14 protein-coding genes are annotated in these 21,192 nt (G+C 50.4%); 7 read left to right on the forward strand and 7 right to left on the reverse strand.

Going from position 1 to position 21,192, the window contains the following annotated elements:
* Window positions 1–58 precede the first annotated feature (58 nt).
* On the reverse strand, window positions 59–622 hold the full coding sequence (locus ACR9Y8_RS22895; RefSeq protein ID WP_481215579.1) for a nucleotide exchange factor GrpE: 564 nt from the start codon (window positions 620–622) through the stop codon (window positions 59–61).
* A 185-nt stretch (window positions 623–807) separates the two neighbouring features.
* Between ACR9Y8_RS22895 and ACR9Y8_RS22900 the strand changes: the two genes are divergently transcribed.
* Window positions 808–1,980, forward strand: coding sequence for a class I SAM-dependent rRNA methyltransferase (locus ACR9Y8_RS22900; RefSeq protein ID WP_481215580.1), 1,173 nt, complete (start codon window positions 808–810; stop codon window positions 1,978–1,980).
* Window positions 1,981–2,082: 102 nt separating this feature from the next.
* Here the strand turns inward: ACR9Y8_RS22900 and ACR9Y8_RS22905 are convergent, their stop codons facing one another.
* The 5 genes from ACR9Y8_RS22905 to ACR9Y8_RS22925 form a co-directional block, all read right to left on the reverse strand.
* Window positions 2,083–2,445: a T9SS type A sorting domain-containing protein gene (locus tag ACR9Y8_RS22905; protein ID WP_481215581.1), complete on the reverse strand. Its 363-nt coding sequence runs from the start codon at window positions 2,443–2,445 to the stop codon at window positions 2,083–2,085.
* Between the two features lie 138 nt (window positions 2,446–2,583).
* Complete coding sequence (locus ACR9Y8_RS22910) at window positions 2,584–3,054, reverse strand: redoxin domain-containing protein (RefSeq protein ID WP_481215582.1); 471 nt, start codon at window positions 3,052–3,054, stop codon at window positions 2,584–2,586.
* A gap of 96 nt (window positions 3,055–3,150) precedes the next feature.
* Window positions 3,151–4,182 (reverse strand): PorP/SprF family type IX secretion system membrane protein, encoded by a 1,032-nt coding sequence (locus ACR9Y8_RS22915; RefSeq protein ID WP_481215583.1) that lies wholly within the window; start codon window positions 4,180–4,182, stop codon window positions 3,151–3,153.
* 17 nt (window positions 4,183–4,199) lie between these two features.
* Window positions 4,200–6,998, reverse strand: a complete 2,799-nt coding sequence (locus tag ACR9Y8_RS22920; RefSeq protein WP_481215584.1) for a PKD domain-containing protein — start codon at window positions 6,996–6,998, stop codon at window positions 4,200–4,202.
* Window positions 6,999–7,224: 226 nt separating this feature from the next.
* On the reverse strand, window positions 7,225–11,991 hold the full coding sequence (locus ACR9Y8_RS22925) for a PKD domain-containing protein (protein WP_481215585.1): 4,767 nt from the start codon (window positions 11,989–11,991) through the stop codon (window positions 7,225–7,227).
* 349 nt (window positions 11,992–12,340) lie between these two features.
* Between ACR9Y8_RS22925 and ACR9Y8_RS22930 the strand changes: the two genes are divergently transcribed.
* Complete coding sequence (locus tag ACR9Y8_RS22930; protein WP_481215586.1) at window positions 12,341–13,027, forward strand: rhodanese-like domain-containing protein; 687 nt, start codon at window positions 12,341–12,343, stop codon at window positions 13,025–13,027.
* Between the two features lie 264 nt (window positions 13,028–13,291).
* Here ACR9Y8_RS22930 and ACR9Y8_RS22935 read toward each other — a convergent pair whose 3' ends face one another.
* Window positions 13,292–14,800: a carboxypeptidase M32 gene (locus ACR9Y8_RS22935; RefSeq protein ID WP_481215587.1), complete on the reverse strand. Its 1,509-nt coding sequence runs from the start codon at window positions 14,798–14,800 to the stop codon at window positions 13,292–13,294.
* Between the two features lie 40 nt (window positions 14,801–14,840).
* On the opposite strand from ACR9Y8_RS22935, the gene ACR9Y8_RS22940 reads away from it, so the two are divergent.
* From ACR9Y8_RS22940 to ACR9Y8_RS22960, 5 genes are all read left to right on the forward strand, one after another.
* On the forward strand, window positions 14,841–15,935 hold the full coding sequence (locus tag ACR9Y8_RS22940; RefSeq protein WP_481215588.1) for a Nif3-like dinuclear metal center hexameric protein: 1,095 nt from the start codon (window positions 14,841–14,843) through the stop codon (window positions 15,933–15,935).
* An 8-nt stretch (window positions 15,936–15,943) separates the two neighbouring features.
* Window positions 15,944–16,696: a zinc ribbon domain-containing protein gene (locus ACR9Y8_RS22945; RefSeq protein ID WP_481215589.1), complete on the forward strand. Its 753-nt coding sequence runs from the start codon at window positions 15,944–15,946 to the stop codon at window positions 16,694–16,696.
* Window positions 16,697–16,921: 225 nt separating this feature from the next.
* Entirely contained in the window at window positions 16,922–18,406 is a 1,485-nt protein-coding gene (locus ACR9Y8_RS22950) for a tetratricopeptide repeat protein (protein ID WP_481215590.1), read from the forward strand.
* A 181-nt stretch (window positions 18,407–18,587) separates the two neighbouring features.
* A complete protein-coding gene (gene recN / locus ACR9Y8_RS22955; RefSeq protein ID WP_481215591.1) occupies window positions 18,588–20,243 on the forward strand; it encodes a DNA repair protein RecN in 1,656 nt (551 codons plus the stop codon).
* A gap of 131 nt (window positions 20,244–20,374) precedes the next feature.
* A complete protein-coding gene (locus tag ACR9Y8_RS22960) occupies window positions 20,375–21,187 on the forward strand; it encodes an enoyl-ACP reductase FabI (protein WP_481215592.1) in 813 nt (270 codons plus the stop codon).
* The last annotated feature ends 5 nt before the right edge of the window (window positions 21,188–21,192 follow it).

A 21,192-nucleotide genomic window follows, 5' to 3' on the forward strand; every position in this document is an offset into this window, starting at 1 on the left:
CGGGCACTACCCGGCGTGTTTTTGTTGTGGTATGGTATAGGTATGTCACATCGTCATCTTATTTCCCCACTACCACCCTTGCATGACGGATCAGCTTGTCATTCAGGTAGTATCCTTTCTGTAAATCGTCTATTACTTTTCCTTTTAATTCATCTGAGGGGGCAGGAATTTCTGTAATGGCTTCATGCAGGTCGGCATCAAATTCTTTGTGCAGACTTTCCATAGGTTTAAGACCTTTGGATTGCAGGGTGGATTTCAGCTTGTTAAATACCAGCATTACGCCGTCTTTAATGGCGTTGATATCCGTAGCCGTTTCCAGCTGTTTGGTGGCACGGTCCATGTCATCTACCACGTCCAGCAGGGCCAGGATCACTTCCTTGTTGGCAGTTTGCATGAGCTCTATCCGCTCTTTCGCATTACGCTTTTTAAAATTATCGAATTCTGCTACCAAACGGAGGTATTTGTCCCGCATTTCGTTCACTTCCAGCTGCTTTTTTTCCAGTTCATTCTCAGCAGGCTGTTGTTCAGCACCTGCCTGTTCACCAGCGTTCGCTTCGGGGGCATGATTGCCGTTGGCTGCATCCTGACGCTCTGTCTGTATATCTTTTTCTTTATCTGTCATAGTGGTTTCAATATTTGGCTTGAATCTGCAAATTTACAACGGACAATTATTTTGCCAAGGTAATATAGGCGGACAATTTGACATAGGCTTTTAGCCCCTGGCCACCAGCTTTTAGCGTGCTAATTGCTAAAAGCTAACAGCTAAAGGCTAATTTAATTTACCTTTGCCCCGCTTTTATAAGAAATATGACCAAAGTTTTTTTAAAGAAGAAGATACAGAACCGTGTATTACAGGGACATCCCTGGGTGTTTGGCAACGAGGTAGGAGAGATGGACGGGCCCGTTAACCCGGGTGATATCGTAGATGTATTTACTCACCAGGGATTCTTTGTGGGCAGGGGCTATATCAATCCCCAGTCCCAGATACTGGTGCGCCTGCTTACCAGGGACAAGGACGAGGCCATCAACGATGCCTTCTTTCACCGCCGCCTGCAGAAGGCCTGGGAGTACCGTCAAAAGCTTGGTTATGTGGAAAACTGCCGCCTGATCTTCGGGGAGGCAGATGAAATGCCTGCCCTTATCATTGATAAATTCAACGACTACTTCGTGCTCCAGACCCTGGCATTGGGAATGGACCGCTGGAAAGGCGCTATTGTGGATGCGCTGAACAGCATCTTCCAGCCTAAAGGCATTTACGAGCGTAACGATGTACCCGTTCGTGAGCTGGAAGGGCTGCCTCAGCAGAAAGGCTTTTTAAGCGCGCCTTTTGACACCAATATCATTTTAAAGGAGAACGGCCTGCAGTTCCATGTAGATATCGAGAATGGCCAGAAAACCGGCTATTTCCTGGATCAGCAGGATAACCGCCGGGCCATTCAGCATATCGTAAAAGGAGCCGATGTACTGGAAGCCTTCTGCTATACGGGTACTTTTTCCTGCCATGCAGGGTACTACGGGGCCAAGAGCGTATTGGGCCTCGATATTTCAGAGCATGCCGTGAACACCGCCCGCCGCAATGCCCAGCTGAATAAGCTGGACGAAATATGCCAGTTCCAGGCAGTGAACGCCTTTGACGCGCTGAAGCAGTGGACAAAAGAGAACAGGCAGTTTGATGTGGTGATCCTCGATCCGCCTGCCTTTACCAAGAGCCGGGAGAACATCCAGAAAGCTATTACCGGCTATAAGGAGATCAACCTGCGGGGAATGAAGCTGCTGAAACCGGGCGGTTTCCTGGTAACGGCTTCCTGCACCAACCTGGTGCCGCCTTCCCTCTTCCTGGAGATTATTGACATGGCCGCCAAAGACGCCAAAAAGAAATTGCGCCAGGTAACTTTCCAGACACAGGCGCAGGACCATCCGATATTATGGAATATCGAAAACACTACGTATCTGAAATTCCTGATAGTAGAAGTTTCCTGAGAGTAAAAAATAAAGGAAAAAAGAGATACAGGTAAAGGTCTTGGATAAAAGCGTATATACTTACACGGTATAGAGGGATACTTTACTGAAAAAGTACTGCAATTATTTCACTACGTTAAACTTACCCGATTCTACCAGGTTGCCGTCACGGTCGCGCAGCTGGAAGATGTATACTCCACTGTAGTAGGCGCTCAGATCAACGGGCGTTCTGCCACTGATGTTTCTTAACTGGTCTACTTTTTTACCAAGGAAGTTGTATACAATAAGATCATACACCTTATCGTTATTATGCAGTTGAATTTCAAAAAAGATTCTGCTGTTAGCTGGGTTCGGATAGGCTTTAACGATCTTTACACCCCCCTCGCTATCTGTGGCGGGAAGTGTCTTTGCATTTTGTTGTGCCCTGAGTGTCAGGCTACAAAAGCTCAGTAAGAAGATAAATAGTAGGGTAGAGGTTCTCCACATAGCAATATAAAGATAAAGATTTTTTCAAATATTTCACGATTTATTTCCAGTAATACTCTTACGTAAAAATAACAAACGGCGAGCCAAAAGTTGCGGCCAGCCGTCTGTTTTTTGAAAATTTTAACGCTTGCTGCAACCTTATTGCAATCCAGCCAAAGTTTGCTGTATGCTACTAAAATTAGGGAGGTCTTTAGCGCTTTCCAGTACTTCGGCATAACGCACCTTTCCTTCCTTGTCTACTACAAAAGCCGCGCGCTTGGAAACCCCTTTCAGGTCTAACACGAATGTGTCATAAAAAGCGCCGTATGCCTGGGAGGCCTCCTTGTTGAAGTCAGACAGCAAGGGAAAGTTCAGCCCCTGCTCTTCCTTGAATTTACCCAGTGTAAAGGGAGAGTCTACGGAGATACCTACCACGGCTGTGTTCAAACCGTTATAAGTGCTCAGGCTATCCCTTACGGAGCAAAGCTCTGCGGTGCACACACTGGTGAAGGCCATCGGAAAGAACAAAACCACCAGGTTCCTGCCCTTGAAATCGTCTAATGATACCTTATTTTTTTCAGTATCAAATAATGAGAATGCCGGTGCTTGGTTGCCTACTGTTACGCTCATAAGTTCAGTCGTTAGTTGACAATTGTGAGTTGTCAGTGATAAATGATGTTTCAGGTGTTAAAGTTAAACTAACAACTGACAACTGGCAACTGTCGACTAAAACCTCGGACAGTTCGTCATTTCCAGTGTACTGTTCCGGCTGTTCAGGAAATCCTTGAAAACCAGGGATATCTCAAAACCGCCAAAGGTCTGGCTGGCTGTCCGCAATTTGGAAATGTTGGCATCATAGCTGGCCCCCATTTCCCAGCTGCCCATATCCAGTTTGATGGTGGGCACAATGGCATCGTTCCAGCGGAGGAACATCCCTCCATAGATTCCCCGGTCAGATTCCAGGCCCTCGTCCAGCAGGCCGTAACCTATCAGTGCGCCGCCTATGAACTCTGAATAGGTGCCCTGGTGCAGCTCGTTATACTGGCCGATCACCTTTACCCTTTCAGATACCGGTACCGTGATACCGGCGTTGATGGTGAACTTCATATCCAGTTCCACACTGGCGTCCTTATAGAAGGAAACCTTTGGCTTGTTAAAATGATATACGGCAGCGCCCAGAAAATAGTTTGTTCCCTCCCCGATTACGCCATTATAGCTGAGGCCTATACCTGCATCCAGGTAGGTATACCCCCGCAAGGCCAGCCTGTCTTCCCCGCTGGGGGCAGTAGGATCAAAGCGCCCGTTGGTATACTGGTTATTGAAGGTAAGGTTGGCAGGGTTGAACTGCCGTTGTACCATGCCGCCCATCACCCCGAGAGACAGGAAGCTGCTTTTATCTGCGCTCAGCGATTTGTGAAAGTTGATAGCCGGCAGCACCTGTACAGAAGTGAGGCGGGAAGTCCCTGCCCTGTCGTAGGTCATTTGCAGGCCGGCTGTTACAAAGTTGTTGCTCATACCTACGGGGAACTTCATCTCCCCGCTGAGCGCCCCTGTCTGGTAAGGTACAGTGACGCTATTCCACTGGTTGCGGTATACCGCCTGCACACGTACATCACCATTAAAAATGCCTATCAGGGCCGGATTTCGTAAAATCGGTGTCTCATAGAATTGGGATAGGTGTATATCTTGCGCCAGGGCCTGCTGGGTACAGACGCCTGCCGAAACTATTAGCAGCATGCTGCATAACAGTCTTTTCATAAGGTATGGATTTAATATTATCTTAATAATGTAACATTACCTCTCAGTTCGAAACGTTCGTTGGTGTCGCAATAGGCTTCAATGAAATAAACATACACGTCTGCCGCCTGCGGCTGGTTTTTATAGGTGCCGTTCCATCCTGAGCTGATGTCGTCAATGGCTATATTTTCACGTTTGAATACTTCTTGTCCCCAGCGGTTGAAAATGCGGAATGATTTAATGAAATTAACGCCTTTTCCGCGAATGTAAAATACATCGTTCGTTCCATCTCCATTGGGACTGAAAGTGTTAGGTATATATACCGCTTCTTTATCACATACCAAATTTATATTAACTATATCACTCTTTTTACAGCCATCTGAATTTGTTACCGTAATGCTATAGCTCATGGGCCTGCGCACAGAGGCCCGGGTATAGGGACAAGTGGCGCAATCCAGGAACTCCGTAGGCGACCACAGCACGCTCTCTATGTCTGCGCTGCCCGTGGCATTGAGCGTTACCACAGCGCCGGTGGCCACGGTTTGGTCCGGGCCTGCATCCACTGAGGGAAGCGGTTTCACGCGGATGTTCACCTGTGCCGTTTGCCCCGGACAGCTGGCATCATTGGTACCGGTAACCGTATAGGTGATGTCTTGTGGAGTAGTGCTCACCGGGTTGGCGATGTTGGTCGCACTTAAATTAGTAGCCGGGCTCCAGCTATAAGTGGCTGCTCCCCTGGCCCAGAGCTGCACCGGGCTTCCGGTACAGATCGTAGTATCCGGCTGCACGCTCAGCTGTACCTGCGGTACCACTTTCACGGTGACGGAATCCCGTACGGAACAACCCACTGCGTTGGTGGCTGTTACAAAGTATTTGGTATCCACAAGCGGAGATGCAGCGGGCGAAGCGCAGGTCACACAACTCAGGTTGATATTGGGCGTCCAGAGCAGGTTGCCGTCAGACTGTGTAAGCAGTGTAACGTTGTTGCCTTCGCATATGCGGTAGTTACGGTTCGCCAGCAGCAGCGACGGCACGGGGTTTACCGTAATGGCGCTTGTTACGGAATCTTTACAGTTACGGGCGTCTGTTACTACCAGTTTCACGTTGTAAACCCCTGCGGTAGCATAGGTAGTGGGCGGTGGTGTTTGGGCAGCAGCGCTTCCCCCGTTGCCCATTGTCCACTGCCAGCTGGTCAGCGGTATGTTGGGCCAGGGCTGTGAGGCATCGGTAAAGCTGACCGGTTGTCCTGCACAAGGATTGCTGACGTTAAAATTAGCCAGGGGCGCCAGGATAGTAATGTGATTTTGCTTTACCACAGTATCGTTACAGTAAACAGCGGGATCCTTATAGAAGATAATCAGTGTATCCGTAAACGTGCCGCTCTGGTAATAGGCTTTATCTACATCGGTAGCAGTAACATCCTGCCGGGTGTTATCGCCAAAGCGCCAGCTGTAGTGGCCTACCAATTGTGAAGGCACATTCAGTACGCCATAGCCGATATTGCTTCCACGGCAGATCGCGCTGATACCGGTGCTGAAATCGGGCTTAAAGTAAGACACCGTCTCGAAGTCGCTGCTCTGGCACGCGCCGCTGGTTTCCTTTACGGTCAGGCGCACGGTATAGTTACCGGTTTGTGTATAGGTATGCACCGCATCCTGTGTATAGGCCAGGGGGCTGCCATCGCCGAAATCCCATTCATAGCTAACGCCGGTGGTGGTGGCAGATGTATTGGTAAAGGTGAATTGTTGAGGGTTGCCGCAGCTGCGGGTGTAGGTGAAATGCGCTGCAGGCCCGGTTATCTGCACGTTTACCGGTGTGCTGGCTGTATAGCAGCCATTTTTACCAGCCCTCATCTGAACGGTAATGTTACCGTTACTTTGAAAGGCGTGGCTGATATCGTTGGAGGGCCCTTCCTGGCTGGTACCATCTCCAAAGTCCCAGCTATAGCTGTCTGCATTGGTGGCGGTAGCCAACAACCTTACCGGGGTACCCGCGCAGGCGGTGCCAGGGGTAGCGGTAAAGCTCACATTGGTGGGCGGTGTACCCGCGCGTACCAGCTGACCGGCGGTTACAGAAGCCGTACATCCCTGCTGGGTAGTAACGGTAACGCTTACATTATAAGCGCCCGGCGTGTTATACTGGTGCGCTACGCCGGATGCTGCGGTAGTTTGTGTGTTACCGTCGCCAAAGTTCCAGGCGTATTGAGACACCGGGTCGTTATTGGGCGTAGTAACGACCGCCGTCAGCGAAGCGTTGACCGGGGCGCAGCCGGTAATATTAGTGCCGCTCAGCACGATGGCTGGCACGGCTATATTGACAAACGATGATTTTGTTAAGCTTTGCGTACAGCCAAATGCGTTAGTAACACTCAGCGTTACGCTATAGTTACCCGGCCGGGTGTACATATGCTGTACAGAGCCGTTATTGGTGGTCAGGCTGGTGCCATCTCCAAAATTCCAGCTGCGTACCGCCGCACCCGTCGTAAGGTCTGTAAAGGTGGCGTTAAAAGGCTTGCAGCTGGTAGTGACGTCCACCGTGAAATCTACCGCAGGCGAAGGATTGATAGTGATTTCCTTCCAGTACTGACTGCTGCCGTTGGGGTACTGTACCGTTAAGGTTACGCGGTAAGTACCCGGCTGGGTATAGCTGGCCTCCGCGTTGGCGGTGTAGGCCACGCTGCCATTGCCCAGATCCCAGGTGTAGGCAATTGGGAAACCGTTACTGGTGTTCTGAAACGTAAGCGTAGCGGGTGTACAGAGACTGGAGGGAGTAGCGGTATACGTGAAACTGGCCTGCTGGCCGCGAACAGGAGCGCTGAACAGTACGGATAAAAGCAATATCGGCAATATTGCCGGTAGGTTTAGAGGCACTCGGCTTTTCATAGGTATAGTTATGGCCTTATAATTATACCACAAATTAACGAAAAAAATAATAGATAGTCGCCAGTGGTCAGTGGTCAGTGGTCAGTTGTCAGTTGTCAGTTGTCAGTGGTCAGTTGTCAGTGAATGCTGCGGGTATAATGTCCGCTCTGATCACTGACGACTGACAACTAACAACTTACAACTACCTTAACACAGTTACATTCCCCTTCAAAGTGATGGTCTCGTTCGTATCGCACACCAGTTCTGCATAGTAAATGAACACATCCGGGTTGACAGGAATGCCTTTAAATTTACCATCCCAGCCTGCTGTCGCGTCTTCAGTGCTCACGTTGCTGCGTTCAAATACCATCTGTCCCCAGCGGTTGAAGACCCTGAACACCTTGATGTTCTTAACGCCCCGTCCGCGGATGTAGAAGATATCATTCTGTCCATCTCCGTTGGGAGTGAAGGTGTTAGGCAGGAAGATGGAGCTGGATTCGCATACCAGCCTGATATTCAGACCGTCTGTAGCAGTACAGTTGTACTGGTTGGTAACGGTCGCAAAATAATTGATGGAATTTCTGGGCAGCGCCAGCGGTGTCTCACAATCCGTACAGCTGAGCCCTTCAGCGGGTTTCCATTGTATGCTGGTCACATCATTGCTAAGCACCGGTTGCAGGCGTACTTCTGATCCGGTGGCCACTACCAGGTCTGGCCCTACGTTGATCTCAGGTGACGGATGGACGGTCACGATAGCGATGGCCGTATCGGTAAAGCAGGCATCATGGCCAAAGCCGATTACGCGGTAGGTGGTGGTGGTCTCCGGACCGGCAACAGGATTATTGATATCGGCGCGGCTCAGGCCTGTTTCCGGCATCCATTTATAAGTAACGGCGCCCCCGGCGTTCAGCTGTACTTTGTTGCCGTGACAGATATCCACATCTGCTGTATTCACCGCGAAACGACGGCTAACGGTAATGGCTACATCTGCCTCGCGCGTACAGCCAAAAGCATTCTGCGCTATTACATGATAGGTAGTATCGCGATCGGGAGTGACCTGTGGTGTGGTGCTGCGCGGGTCTGAAATGTTGTAGTCTGTCCAGGTTACCTGCGTGCCTGCATCAACGTTAGCTTGCAGTTGCAGCGGACTTCCCTCGCATACCACTGCCTCGCTGGGGGTAGGGTTCAGTAGAGGATAGGGACGTACCTGGATGGTGCTGCCAGCCGTATCGGGACAGGAGCCATCACCATTGGTAACCGTCAGCAGCACAGGAATATCACCGGGCGTATCAAAAGTAAGCGCAGGTGGTGTGGTAACGTCGTACACGTCCTGACCTACCCTCCATTGCCATTTGGTGCCTGCCAGCTGTTTGTTCTCACGTCCCTGTAGCTGTACCTGGCCACCAGCGCAGAGCGGTGTCAAAGGTAAGATAGCTGGGTCGGGCTGAGGAGATACGATGGCGGGTAACGTGATCGTATCCGTACAACCCAGTGAGCTGGTAACAAGCAGATGCACGGGATAAATGCCCGTTTGTGTATAGAAGAAGCGTGGATTACGGCCGGTGGCTACATCGTCTGTTCTTCCCGGCACACCGAAATCCCATTGATAGGTCATTGCCTGGCCCAGCTGATCCAGGGTAACGCTGCTGCTGTTGTCCATGAAGTAAATGAAGCCACTGTCGCAGGCGGCGGCATTATCCATGGTGAAGCGGGCAGTTACCTTATCGGCCACGATGGTGTCATTGCCGAGGGCAGGCACCTGGCAGCCTTTTGCATCTTCCAGGATCACCCTGGGATAATAGATCCCTTCTTTGGGATAGGTATAATCAGTAGTAGGCGTGGTAGTGGTTACCAGGTGCCCATCGTCAAAATCCCAGATATATTTTACAGCATTGGTGCCTGTGGCGGTCATGGTCACGTGCAGGGGCATACAGCCTTCGGTAGGCGTGGTGGACTGTCTGCCGTCGGGGCCGTCAATGAAGATATCTTTCGTGGTATCGCTGGAACATCCGCCGGCGGTGGTAACGGTAAGCGTTATTGTGTAAGTGCCCGGGCGACTGTAAGCGTGACTGGGAGATTCGAGCGGGGAGGTGCTGCCATCACCGAATTGCCAGGCTATTTCGTCATAATCTATAGAGGCGTTGGTAAAGGGCACCAGTACAGGCGGACAGGGCGCCAGGTCGTCCGGTACGGTAAATATGGCCTGCGGATCGCGTACGGTAATGAAGTGAGTGGCTTCCTGGCTGGCCATACAACCGTTCGCATCTGTTACGGTCAGCTTGATCGTATATACGCCAGGGGTAGTATAGGTATGTTGCGGCGCTGATTGTGTGCTGGTGCCGCCATCCCCGAAGCTCCAGTCAAAAGTAAGGTTATTGCCGATGGAGTTGTTGGAGAAGCCGAAAGCTTTCTGCAAACAGGCTTCCTGCTGCGGCACTACGATCGATGCGTTTACCACATTCACGTTTACCGTCTTGCTAACGCTGGAGGAACATCCAAACTGGTCTGTTACTGTAAGCCTTACCGGGTAGCTGGTCATGTTCGGGAAAGTATGCGGGTAGCCCACCGGTTGTGTGCTAAGTGTATCGGGGTCGCTGCCATCGCCGAAGTTCCATACCCAGGAGTTAATGACCGTGGTAGGGAAGGCAGGAACGGAAGCATCGGTGAAGGTGAAAGGCGTTTCCTTACAATTACCGGCGAAGGTAAAGTCGGCTGTAACGCCGTTGATGATCACCGTTACCGTGTTGGATACCACCTGGCAACCGTTCAGGTCTTCCATGGTCAGTATCACGTTAAAGCTACCGGGCCTGTTATAGGTATGATTGTAAACGGTATTCGGGTCGAAGCTGGCGGAGGGCACGGTTTGGGAGGTCCCATCCCCGAAATCCCATCGGTAGGACCGGATCAGGTTGTTGTTGATCGTGTCGGCATTGGTAATGGTGAAACCGATAGATCTGCCAGCACAAACAGTGGGCACGGTGGCGGCGATGACTGCCTTTTCATCGATGATCATCACCTGCTGTGTGGTAGTGGAAGTACAGCTGCCATTGTCTACTATCAGTCTCACGGTATAAGTGCCCGGCGCTGCATACGTATGTAAAGGCGATTGCAGGGTAGAGGTGGTGCCATCGCCGAAGTCCCACAACCAGCTCCTGGAAACGCTGGCGCCAAAGTCAGACTGGTCATTGAACTGGCGGTCATATTTGTTCACGCAATTGGGTAGTACGGTGAACCTCGCCACGGGCGGATATATTTCAATCAGCATCCTTTTGATCAATGTAGACGGACAGCCGTTGTTGAATACCGTCAGTATCACATCATGCACGCCTATCTGGTTGAACTGGTGTGCCGGGTTTTGTGCGGCGTCAGAAGAACCGTCCTGCGGGAATTGCCAGAGCCATTCATCGCCAGGTGGAACTGATTTATTGGTAAAGTGGAAGATGTCCGGCTGACAGCCTTTTGTCTTATCCACATCGAAATCAACGATTGATTTTATTCCTGCTTCTATTACTGCCATAGCCGTTGCCCTACAGCCGCTCTGTGTTACAATTTCAAGGGTGACGGTAAAATCTCCCTGTGTGGTCCAGGTATGGCTGGGCGTTACCAGGTTGGAAGTAGTGCCGTCACCGAAGTTCCAGTTGTAGCTTACCACCGGGTCTATGCTGGTAACGTTGGCGACGAAGTTGGAGGTGAAGGGGATACATCCGCGCGCGGTGTCAACAGAAAAGGTGACAGTTGGTTCCTGGATGCGGATATAATCCCGCTTTGTAACGTTCACGCTACAGCCAAAAGCATTGGTTGCCTGCAGGCTAACGGTATAGGTACCTGCAGCGTAGCTATGGCTAAGGGTTTGACCGGTACCTGTGCTGCCATCGCCAAAGTTCCAGGTCCAGGAAGTAGCGCCGGTAGTTTGTGCATTGAAATTGACAATGGTCGGTACCCGGCACGATATAGTAGGTGTGCCCGTAAAATCAGCTGTGGGCAGTGGATTTACGTGAATCGTCTTGGTGATGGTTTCCTGGCAGCCGGCGGTACCGGTAGCGGTCATGGTTACCGGGTAATCACCAGCTGCAGTAAAGATATGAGAGATGTTAACGCCGTATTGTGTGCTGCCATCGGGAAAGTCCCAGCGGGCAGACTGTGGCGCAGGTGTAGTCCTGTTCTCCAGTGTTACTGCCTGGTTTACGCAAATGGTGCCGATGGCTGCAAAGTCGGGTACCATGCGCACAATCTGGATATAGTTTGCTTGGGTCAGTGTCTGGCTACAGCCGCCTGCTACCGTGGCAGTGAGGCGTACGGTAAAGCTGCCCTCCCTGGTATAGGTATGCTGGGGAGTGGCGTCGGTACTGGTGGCGCCGTCTCCAAAATCCCAGAGGTAGGTCATCGCGGCGCCATTGGGCGCGGTGCTGGTATTCGAGAAATTGACGGTCAGCGGAGCGGTGCAGCTGCTGCGTACATCGGCAGAGAACCTGGCAACAGGCGGTTCCTGGATGGAGATCTGTTTAGTGGTACCATTCGTACAGCCATAGCTGTTAACTACGATCACGGCGGTGGTTTGGTTACCGCTTAAGGTATAGGTATGGGATGCGGTAGGGCCGGTACCGTTGGTACCGTCTCCGAAGTCCCAGGTAACGCTGGTAATGGTGCCGTCTCCCGGGGTGCTCTGGTCTGTAAAGGTCACTGCCAGTGGAGTACATCCGCCGGGTACGGAAGTGCTGAAGGCGGGTACGGGTTTCCGGTACACGGTGACGTTCTTTTCGCTGGTAACAATGGCGCCGTCGGGATAGGTAACGGTTAAGGTGATCTTGTAAACGCCTGCGTTATTGAAGATCCTCCCGGGGTTAGGGTCAGAAACATCTGCTCCTACGCTGAAGCTCCAGTTAACGGAGCTGTAACCGGGGTCTGATAAGTTGGTGAATTGTACTGCCAGCGGTTCGCAACCGTTCCATTTATCGGCGTCAAAATCCACGCGATGGGTTTGAGCGGAAGCTGGTAAAATATGGCATAAGAAAATGGATACCAAACAAGCGGATAGTCGCATGAGGTTTTCCCATTGGAATGTCCAATGGCGACGCAGGTGTACTTGGCATTTCATGGTTATGGCAATAGGTATAGTCGTCGGTATAAGTCCTGTCTACTTTGTGATTTCGTCCCCCTCCGGTCAGCTTGGCTATAAAGTACTAGGTATAAAACGCGAACTAAAAGTAAGCATTTTATATTGCAATGCGTGTTAATATTAGATGAGAGTGGTCAGCTAAAAACAGCAATGAAGTGATATTCATCAGTTTTTATCATCTTTGTATTGGAAAAAGAATAATATGAAACATTATCTGAATGTATTACTCTCAACGGCAGGTGCTTTGTTGTTTACATCCTATGCAATAGCCCAGTCAGTAAATGTGGAAGCTTTTGACAAAGGCATGCACGGTGCTAATGTGCAGATCTTTGATGTAAGAACAGCGGAAGAATACAACTCCGGCCATATCAGCGGTTCACTGCAGGCGGATTATACCAATAAGCAGGAGTTTGCAGACCGCGTACAGTATCTGAATAAACAGAAGCCTGTTTACATCTATTGTTTGAGCGGCGGCCGTAGTTCGGCAGCGGCTAAGTGGATGCGGGAAAATGGTTTTAAAGAGGTGGTGGAAATGGATGGCGGTATCCGTGCATGGAAAGAAGCCGGGAAACCCCTGGAAGGCGCTGGCGAGGAAAAGCAGCTGGCGGTGGATGATTTCAAGGAATCGATACAGCATGGCAAGGTGCTGGTGGATGTAGGCGCTGTGTGGTGCCCGCCCTGCAGGGCAATGGAGCCGGTATTGCAAAAATTTATCCGGGAGCACCAGGATGTGAAGCTGGTGAAAGTAGATGGAGGAAAAGACCAGGAGGTGATGACGGCGATCAGCGCGAAAAAGCTGCCCACCTTTGTGTTTTATAAGGATGGCAAAGAGGTATGGAGGAAGCAGGGGATTGTGGAAGAGAAGGAATTAGAGGCAGTGGTGAAATAGCACCATTACCCCAATAAAACGCCTGTTTTGCCTGGTGAAACCCCGGTGAAACTCCGGTGAAACTCCGGTGAAACACCACCCCCCTATTTCATTCGTAAAATTACGATAGACATACCCGCTTTTCGCTTTGTATTCATGTAAACACAGTAACGATAACGTATCTCTTAAAGAGTTACTATATCGATACGTTATCGTTACTATATCGTTACTATATCCTGGAAGGTAGGTGCAATGTAAGTAGGGTTTTATCGACAACTATAGCCCTCAGCTATAAATCTCCCCAAACTTCTCCTCTGCATATTGCAGAAAATACTGGAAATCCAGCTTTTTACCGGTCACCTTTTCACACAATTCATTGGAAGTATAATAACGGCCGTAGGCATGTACGTTCTCCCGCAGCCATTGCAATAACGGGGCAAACTGTCCAGTTGTTATCTGCTCAGTAAGACCGGGCAACTTTTGCTTTGCAGTCGCAAAAAGCTGGGCTGCATAAAAGCTGCCAAGAGAATAAGTCGGGAAATAACCAAAGCTGCCATGCGACCAGTGGATATCCTGCAGGATGCCTTCGGTATCACGCTTTGGCGTAACGTGCAAATACTCCTGGTAATAGCGGTTCCATACCTGGTCCAGGTCTTTGGTAGTGTAAGTGCCTTCCAGCAAGCCTTTCTCGATTTCGTAGCGTATCATTACATGGAAATGATAGGTTAGCTCATCGGCTTCTGTACGTATCAGGGAGGGCTGTACCTGGTTGATGCCTTTATAGAAAGCAGCCAGCGGTACATCCTTCAGGTTATCGGGAAAGCTTTGCTGTAACTGCGGGTAATAATGTTGCCAGAAGGCCAGGCTACGGCCTACGTTGTTCTCCCATAGTCGTGACTGTGATTCGTGGATGCCTAAACTGGCGGCCTCCCCACAGGGCAATCCGTATTCATCCAGGGGCAATCCCTGTTCATACAGCGCATGACCGCCTTCGTGGATGCAGCTCCAGGTCATATTGCCGAAATCATTTTCGTCGATGCGGGTGGTAACCCTTACATCCTGCGGGTTGAAGCTGGTGGTGAAGGGATGTTCGGAAATATCCTGGCGGCCGGCTCCCATGTCATATCCCATATCTTTCAGCAGGGCGATGCCCAGCTGCCATTGCTGGTTGCGGTCATAATGCTTGTGCAGGAAATCTTTCTCTACCTGCGGGCGCTGTTCTATCCGGCGCAGCAGCGGGGTAAGGGCTTTCTTCACATCGTCAAAGATGGTATCCAGCATGGTGGTGGTGGCGCCTTTCTCGTATTCATTGACCAGGGCATTGTAGGGATGGCCCTCGTAACCCAGTATATGCGTTTCCTGTTGTTTTAACAGCACCATTTTTGACAGCAGTGGTTCAAACTCCGCATAGCTGTTGGCTTTGCGCGCCCTGATCCAGGCATGGTAAGCAGCATTGGTGGTTTGAGACAGGTCTGCTACAAAGCTGGAAGGGTATTTTTTGTTCTTCTCATAGTCTTCGAGCGAGAGGGCTACATTCTTCTGTTGTACAGCGCTAAGGTCTGTACGCTGGTGCAGCTCCTGCAGGATCTGGCCCAGTTCAGGAGCGATGAACATTTCATGCGCGATGGTAGAAAGCGTGGTCAGTTGTTGTCCGCGGAAGGCCGCTCCCTTCTCCGGCAGATAGGTTTCCTGGTCCCAGCCCAATACCGCCATTGCATTGCGAACGTCAGCAATCTGCTGCATTTTCTCTTTATAGCGGGAATAAAGTTCATTGGATGATGTAACTGTCGTCATGGCGGCAAATTAATAATTTAAAATCCATTAATTTTCGCCTATGAAGATAAAGGATATCATCAACGCCATAGAATCATTTGCGCCCCTGCAGTACCAGGAAAGCTATGACAATGCAGGGCTGCTGTTCGGCCATCCGGGCTGGGAGCTGACAAATGCATTGCTGACCCTGGATGCTACGGAAGAAGTGATAGATGAGGCGATCGCACGTAACTGCAACCTGGTGGTAGCCCATCATCCCATTGTATTCGGGGGGCTTAAAAAGATCACCGGCAGCAACTACGTGGAGCGGGTGGCTATCAAAGCCATCAAGCACGATATCGCGGTGTATGCCGCCCATACCAATCTTGATAATGTGCGGAACGGGGTATGCGGGATGATGGCGCAGCGTTTAGGCCTGGAGCAATGCCGCGTGCTGGTACCCAAAAAAGACCTGCTGAAAAAGCTCTATACCTTTGTGCCCCATGCCGATGCGGAAAAGGTAAGATCAGCCCTGTTTGCCGCCGGGGCGGGTCATATCGGCAACTATAACGAGTGCAGCTTTAATGCGGAAGGCAACGGCACTTTTAAGGCAGGAGAGGGAACGGCCCCCTATGTTGGGCAACAGGGCCAGCGGCATACAGAGCCGGAAACCAGGCTGGAGGTGATCTTCCCTATGAACCTGGAGGGACGGGTAATCCAGGCCCTGCTGGAAAGCCATCCTTACGAAGAAGTAGCTTATGATATTGTGCGCCTGGACAACGCATACCAGCAGGCAGGCTCAGGCCTTATCGGCACCCTGGCCCAGCCAATGGAGGAATCGGCTTTCCTGCAGCTGGTAAAAGAGCGGTTTCAAACCGGCTGTGTGCGCTATACGCCGCTAAGGGGCAAGCCGGTAAAAAGGGTGGCCCTCTGCGGAGGGGCGGGAAGCTTCCTGCTGAAGAAAGCGATGGCTGCCGGGGCGGATGCCTATATCTCCGCGGATTTCAAGTATCATGAGTTCTTTGATGCTGAAAACCAGCTTATTATCGCTGATGTGGGACATTTTGAGAGCGAGCAGTTCACAGTTGATTTATTTTACAATATTTTGACCGAGAAATTTCGTAATTTCGCGCCTCTTAAATCTACTATTCGTACAAATCCGGTAAATTATTTATAAAACAATATATGGCTACTGTAAAAGAATACTCCGTAGAAGAAAAATTGGTGTCTGTACTTAAGCTGCAGAAGATCGATTCCAAGCTGGACGAGATCCAGGTACTGAAAGGAGAGTTGCCAATAGAAGTAAAAGACCTGGAAGATGAGGTGGAAGGGCTGAACACCCGTCTTTCTCACGTAGAGGACGAGCTGAGAGGCATCCAGGACTTTATTGCCAACAAAAAGGCAGCGATCAAAGAGTCCGAGGCACTGGTAAAGAAGTATGAGAAGCAGCAGGACAACGTAAAGAACAATCGCGAGTTTGAAGCTATCACCAAGGAAATTGAAATGCAGACGCTGGAAGTTAAGCTGGCGGAAAAGCATATCAAGGACGCTAACGAAGAAATAAAGGACAAGACCAGGGCACTGGAAGCAGCTAAGAAAGCCATCGTTGATAAAGAAGCTAACCTGAAGCACAAGAAAGGTGAGCTGGAAAAGATCATCGGCGAAACCGACAAGGAAGAGAAAGGCATCCGCAAACAGAGCGAAGAAGCCCGTACCAAGGTAGAGCCCCGCTTACTGGCTGCATATGAAAAGATCCGCAAGAACTACCGTAACGGTCTGGCTGTGGTATCTATCGTGCGTGATTCCTGCGGCGGTTGTTTCAATGCGATCCCCCCTCAGCGTCAGGCAGAGATCCGTCAGCGTAAGAAGATCATTGTATGTGAGCACTGCGGTCGTATCGTGGTAGACAATGACCTGGATGCTACGGTAACGATATAACCAGTTGTCAGTCGTTAGTTGTCAGTTGACAGTGAATGCAACGGAGAGCTATTGACAGTCTCAAAAAATTAATCAGCAGTTGTTAGTCAAGCATTTTGGCTAACAGCTGCTTTTTTTTATACTGATAACTGACAACTAATAACTGATAACTGACAACTGATAACTGACAACTAATAACTGTCAACTGGCAAAAACGTTTGGAACGGAATTTGCCTACCTTTGGCCATGCGTATTTTCTTAACGCTCACTTTGTTGAGTATCTTTTTCTCCGCTTCCGCCCGACAAAAGGCATATGATTTTAATACCCGCTGCCAACAAGCCTATGAGGCCATCATGCAACTGCGCATTGATGATGGCAAGGCCCTGCTGGAAGCGGAAAAACGCGAGCATCCTGATAACCTGATCCCTTACTTTCTCGATAATTACGCTGATTTTTTCCCTTTATATTTTAACGAGGATCCTGCGGTGTACAACGCCAAAAAAGGATTGCGGGGCAGCCGGCTATCAAAGATGGAAGAAGGACCGGAGTCTTCGCCCTATTACCTGTATACCCAGGCCGCTATTAAGTTCCAGTGGGCGTTGATCCGTATAAAATTCGGGGAAAGATGGGATGCAGGCTGGGAGATACGCAAGGCTTACCAGACCCTGAAAGATAACCAGCGCAAGTTCCCGCAGTTCCTGCCTAACAATATGCTGCTGGCCACTATGCAAACGGTGTTCGGTACTATTCCTGACGGCTATAAATGGGTCAGCAATATGCTGGGCATGAAAGGCAGCATTAAGGACGGTATGCAGAACCTGCAGAATTTCATCGACAGTAATGCGCCGCAGGCACAGCTTTTCAGGCCCGAAGCCTGTTATTACTATTGCTATCTCAAGCTGACCATGGAGAACAAGCCGGATGAGCTCTGGCAGTTTATTCAAAGCCATCACCTGGATACGCATAATAACTACCTGTTCGCCATTATGGTGGCTAACCTGGCCCTCAATAACCAGAAGGCGGTGATGGGCATCAAAGTACTGACCGAAAGGAATGACAGCGCGCATTACGAGGATATTGTCTACCAGTACTATCTCCTGGGCATGTTAAAGCTGGTGCGCATGGATGATGATGCGCATGTGTACCTGGAAAAATTCGTGAATAATTTCAGGGGTAAATTTTACCTGAAACAAGCCTTACAGCGCCTCAGCTGGTACTATTACCTGCATGGCAATATGGACGCCGCCAATAAGTACAGGGCCATGATCCTGAGTCGCGGCAGCACCGATATTGATGAAGATAAACAGGCGCTGAAAGAAGCTAAAAGCGGCAAATGGCCCAATGCGGTACTGCTGAAAGCGCGCTTGCTGAGTGACGGCGGCCTGTTTAACGAAGCGCTGAAACAGCTGCAGAACAAGAAAGCAGCTGATTTTGCGCTGATCGAGGAAAGGCTGGAATACGCCTATCGCCTGGGCCGTATCTATGATGAGATGGGGATCGATGATAAGGCCATCCAGATGTACGACGCCACCGTGAAGGCAGGTGCCAATCGCCCGGAATATTTTGCAGCAAGGGCCGCCCTGCAGATGGGATATATTTACGAGAAACGCAACGATAAAGCCAGGGCCCTGCAATGCTTTCAGACCTGTTTGGATATGCAGGGGCATGATTATAAGAACTCCCTCGATCAACGCGCCAAGGCGGGGATCCAAAGGGTGAACGGGGGATGATCATATGCTGGTCCGCCAGCTGGCGGAATACTGATCCGGGGGTGCGCAAATACATTTCGTTCCCCCGGATTTATTTTGTGCATGTGATGTTCCGGGAATCAGCGCAGCAGATTGTGCATAACTTCTTGTTTAAAATTCGGGCTTTTAATTTTAATTCGTACCAGTAACGCAAACTCCCTATATGTTACAAAAACTGACTGTTAAGAATTATGCGATCATTGACCACCTGGAGATCGATTTCTCCGGCAGCCTGAACATCATTACAGGTGAAACAGGCGCCGGTAAATCCATCCTCATGGGGGCATTGTCTTTGATATTGGGGGAAAGGGCCGATCCGGGAGTGTTATTCGATAAGTCCGGTAAGTGTGTGGTGGAAGGAATGTTCAGGATCAAAAAGGCCCAGGTGGCCGAGTTTTTCCAACAGCATGAACTGGACCTGGAAGAAGATAGCCTGATCATACGCCGGGAGATAAGCGCCGCCGGTAAATCACGCGCATTTGTGAATGATACGCCCGTGAATCTCTCCCAGCTGGCAGACCTGAGCGGATACCTGGTAGACCTCCACCAGCAGTTTGATACGCTGGAACTGGAGAAAAGTGATTTTCAGCGCAGGGTGGTAGACGCCCTGGTAAATAAACCGGAACAGCTGCAGCAGTACCAGCAGCAATGGCAGCGCTATACACAGGTGCAACGCAGCCTGAAACAGCTGCTGGACCAGCGCGACAGCGCCAATAAGGAGCTGGATTATAATAAATTCCTGCTGGACGAGCTGGAGGAAGCGGCTTTTACAGACAATGAGATCGAGTTGCTGGATGCAGAGCTGAAAACCCTGTCGCATGCCGAAGAGATCAAGAATACCCTCAGCAAAGCCGTTTTCCAGCTGAAGGAGGATGAACAGCCTATCCTGCAGCAGTTAAGACAGCTGCAATCTTCCCTGCAGGGGCTCTCCGGCTTCCAGGCAGAGCTGCCTGGCCTGGCGGAAAGGCTGCAATCTTCTTACCTGGAATTGCAGGACATCGCAAACGAAATAGAACGCATTAACGACGGCGTACAGCACGACGCCGCCCGTATAGAACAGGTGAATGAAAGGCTCACCACCGGCTACCGCCTGATGAAGAAGCACGCCGTGCAGTCCACCGCAGCTTTGCTGGAAATAAAAGCCCAGCTTACAACGCGGGTGGAAAGCGCGCTGAATACCGATGAGCAGATCGCCCGGCTGGAAAAGGAATTGGGCAGCTTGCAGCAATCACTGCAAAAAGTGGCCGACGCTATCACCGCCCTTCGCAAGCAACAGGCAGCGCCTTTTGAGAAGCAGGTGAACGCCCTGTTGGCGCAGGTAGGCATGCCCAATGCCCGTTTGAAGGTGGATATTGCAGCAGGCCAGCTGCAGGCATACGGGCAGGATAACATCGAGTTCCTGTTCGATGCCAACAAGAGCGGCCAGTTTGCGCCTATACGAAAGGTGGCGTCTGGCGGGGAATTGAGCCGTTTGATGCTGTGCATCAAATCACTGGTAGCGCAGTCTGTAGCATTGCCAACCCTCATCTTTGATGAAATTGATACCGGTATTTCTGGCGAAGCAGCCAGGCAGGTGGGGGTGATCCTCAAGGACCTGGCCCGCGCTCACCAGATCATCTGTATCACGCACCAGCCACAGATAGCCGGGAAAGCGAACGCCCATTACTTTGTATATAAAGAAAGCAAAGGCGGGAAAGTGACCACCGGCGTACGTTTGCTCTCACAGGAAGAACGCATTAACGCCATTGCCCAGATGCTGAGTGGCGAGAAGCCCACGGCTGCCGCCCTGGAGAATGCAAGGGAAATGGTGATGAATTAGTCGTAAGTCGTCAGTTGTTAGTTGTCAGTTGTTAGTGAACGGAGCGGAAAATCCGCGCTAATCCCTGACAACAGACAACTAACAACTAATAACTATTTATACTATTTTTGCCGAAATTAATTTTTGACCTAATGGCTCATAACTTATTAAAAGGAAAAAAAGGTATCATATTCGGAGCGCTGGACGAGCAGTCTCTTGCTTGGAAAACAGCTTTACGTTGTGTGGAAGAGGGCGCCGAGATCGTGCTTACCAATGCACCTATTGCTTTGCGTATGGGGGAGATCAAGAAGCTGGCTGAGACTTGCAAAGCGCCGGTGATCCCAGCCGATGTTACTAACCTGGATGACATTAAGAACCTGTTCACTAAATCCATGGAGCATTTTGGCGGTCAAATAGACTTCGTGTTCCACTCCGTAGCAATGGGCATGAACGTGCGCAAGGGCAGGCCTTATACAGACCTGGATTACGATTTCAACCACAAGACCTTCGATATCTCTGCCATATCATTACACCGTGTACTGCAAACCGCTTACCAGATGGACGCCATCGCTGAATGGGGCTCTGTAATAGCGCTGACCTACATCGCAGCACAGCGTGTATTCCCTGACTATAGCGAAATGGCAGATGCAAAGGCCCTGCTGGAATCTATCTCCCGCAGCTTTGGCTACCACTACGGTGTGAAGAAGAAAGTGCGTATCAATACGGTTTCTCAGTCACCCACCCGGACCACTGCAGGCAGCGGTGTGAAAGGCTTTGACGGCTTTATCTCTTATGCAGAGAAAATGAGCCCGCTGGGTAATGCTACTGCAGACCAATGCGCTGATTATGTTGTTACGCTGTTCTCTGATCTTACCCGTATGGTAACAATGCAGAACCTGTTCCATGATGGCGGCTTTTCCTTCACCGGGGTTTCAGCTGCAGTGGTAGAGCAGATGGAGAAATAAGTTGT

Source organism: Chitinophaga sp. SVR4-12A, from assembly GCF_056754765.1.

Coding starts and splice junctions, on each gene's coding strand:
- ACR9Y8_RS22895 (WP_481215579.1), bottom strand. CDS start 622: ATGACAGATAAAGAAAAAGATATACAGACAGAGCGTCAGGATGCAGCC.
- ACR9Y8_RS22900 (WP_481215580.1), top strand. CDS start 808: ATGACCAAAGTTTTTTTAAAGAAGAAGATACAGAACCGTGTATTACAG.
- ACR9Y8_RS22905 (WP_481215581.1), bottom strand. CDS start 2,445: ATGTGGAGAACCTCTACCCTACTATTTATCTTCTTACTGAGCTTTTGT.
- ACR9Y8_RS22910 (WP_481215582.1), bottom strand. CDS start 3,054: ATGAGCGTAACAGTAGGCAACCAAGCACCGGCATTCTCATTATTTGAT.
- ACR9Y8_RS22915 (WP_481215583.1), bottom strand. CDS start 4,182: ATGAAAAGACTGTTATGCAGCATGCTGCTAATAGTTTCGGCAGGCGTC.
- ACR9Y8_RS22930 (WP_481215586.1), top strand. CDS start 12,341: ATGAAACATTATCTGAATGTATTACTCTCAACGGCAGGTGCTTTGTTG.
- ACR9Y8_RS22935 (WP_481215587.1), bottom strand. CDS start 14,800: ATGACGACAGTTACATCATCCAATGAACTTTATTCCCGCTATAAAGAG.
- ACR9Y8_RS22940 (WP_481215588.1), top strand. CDS start 14,841: ATGAAGATAAAGGATATCATCAACGCCATAGAATCATTTGCGCCCCTG.
- ACR9Y8_RS22945 (WP_481215589.1), top strand. CDS start 15,944: ATGGCTACTGTAAAAGAATACTCCGTAGAAGAAAAATTGGTGTCTGTA.
- ACR9Y8_RS22950 (WP_481215590.1), top strand. CDS start 16,922: ATGCGTATTTTCTTAACGCTCACTTTGTTGAGTATCTTTTTCTCCGCT.
- recN (WP_481215591.1), top strand. CDS start 18,588: ATGTTACAAAAACTGACTGTTAAGAATTATGCGATCATTGACCACCTG.
- ACR9Y8_RS22960 (WP_481215592.1), top strand. CDS start 20,375: ATGGCTCATAACTTATTAAAAGGAAAAAAAGGTATCATATTCGGAGCG.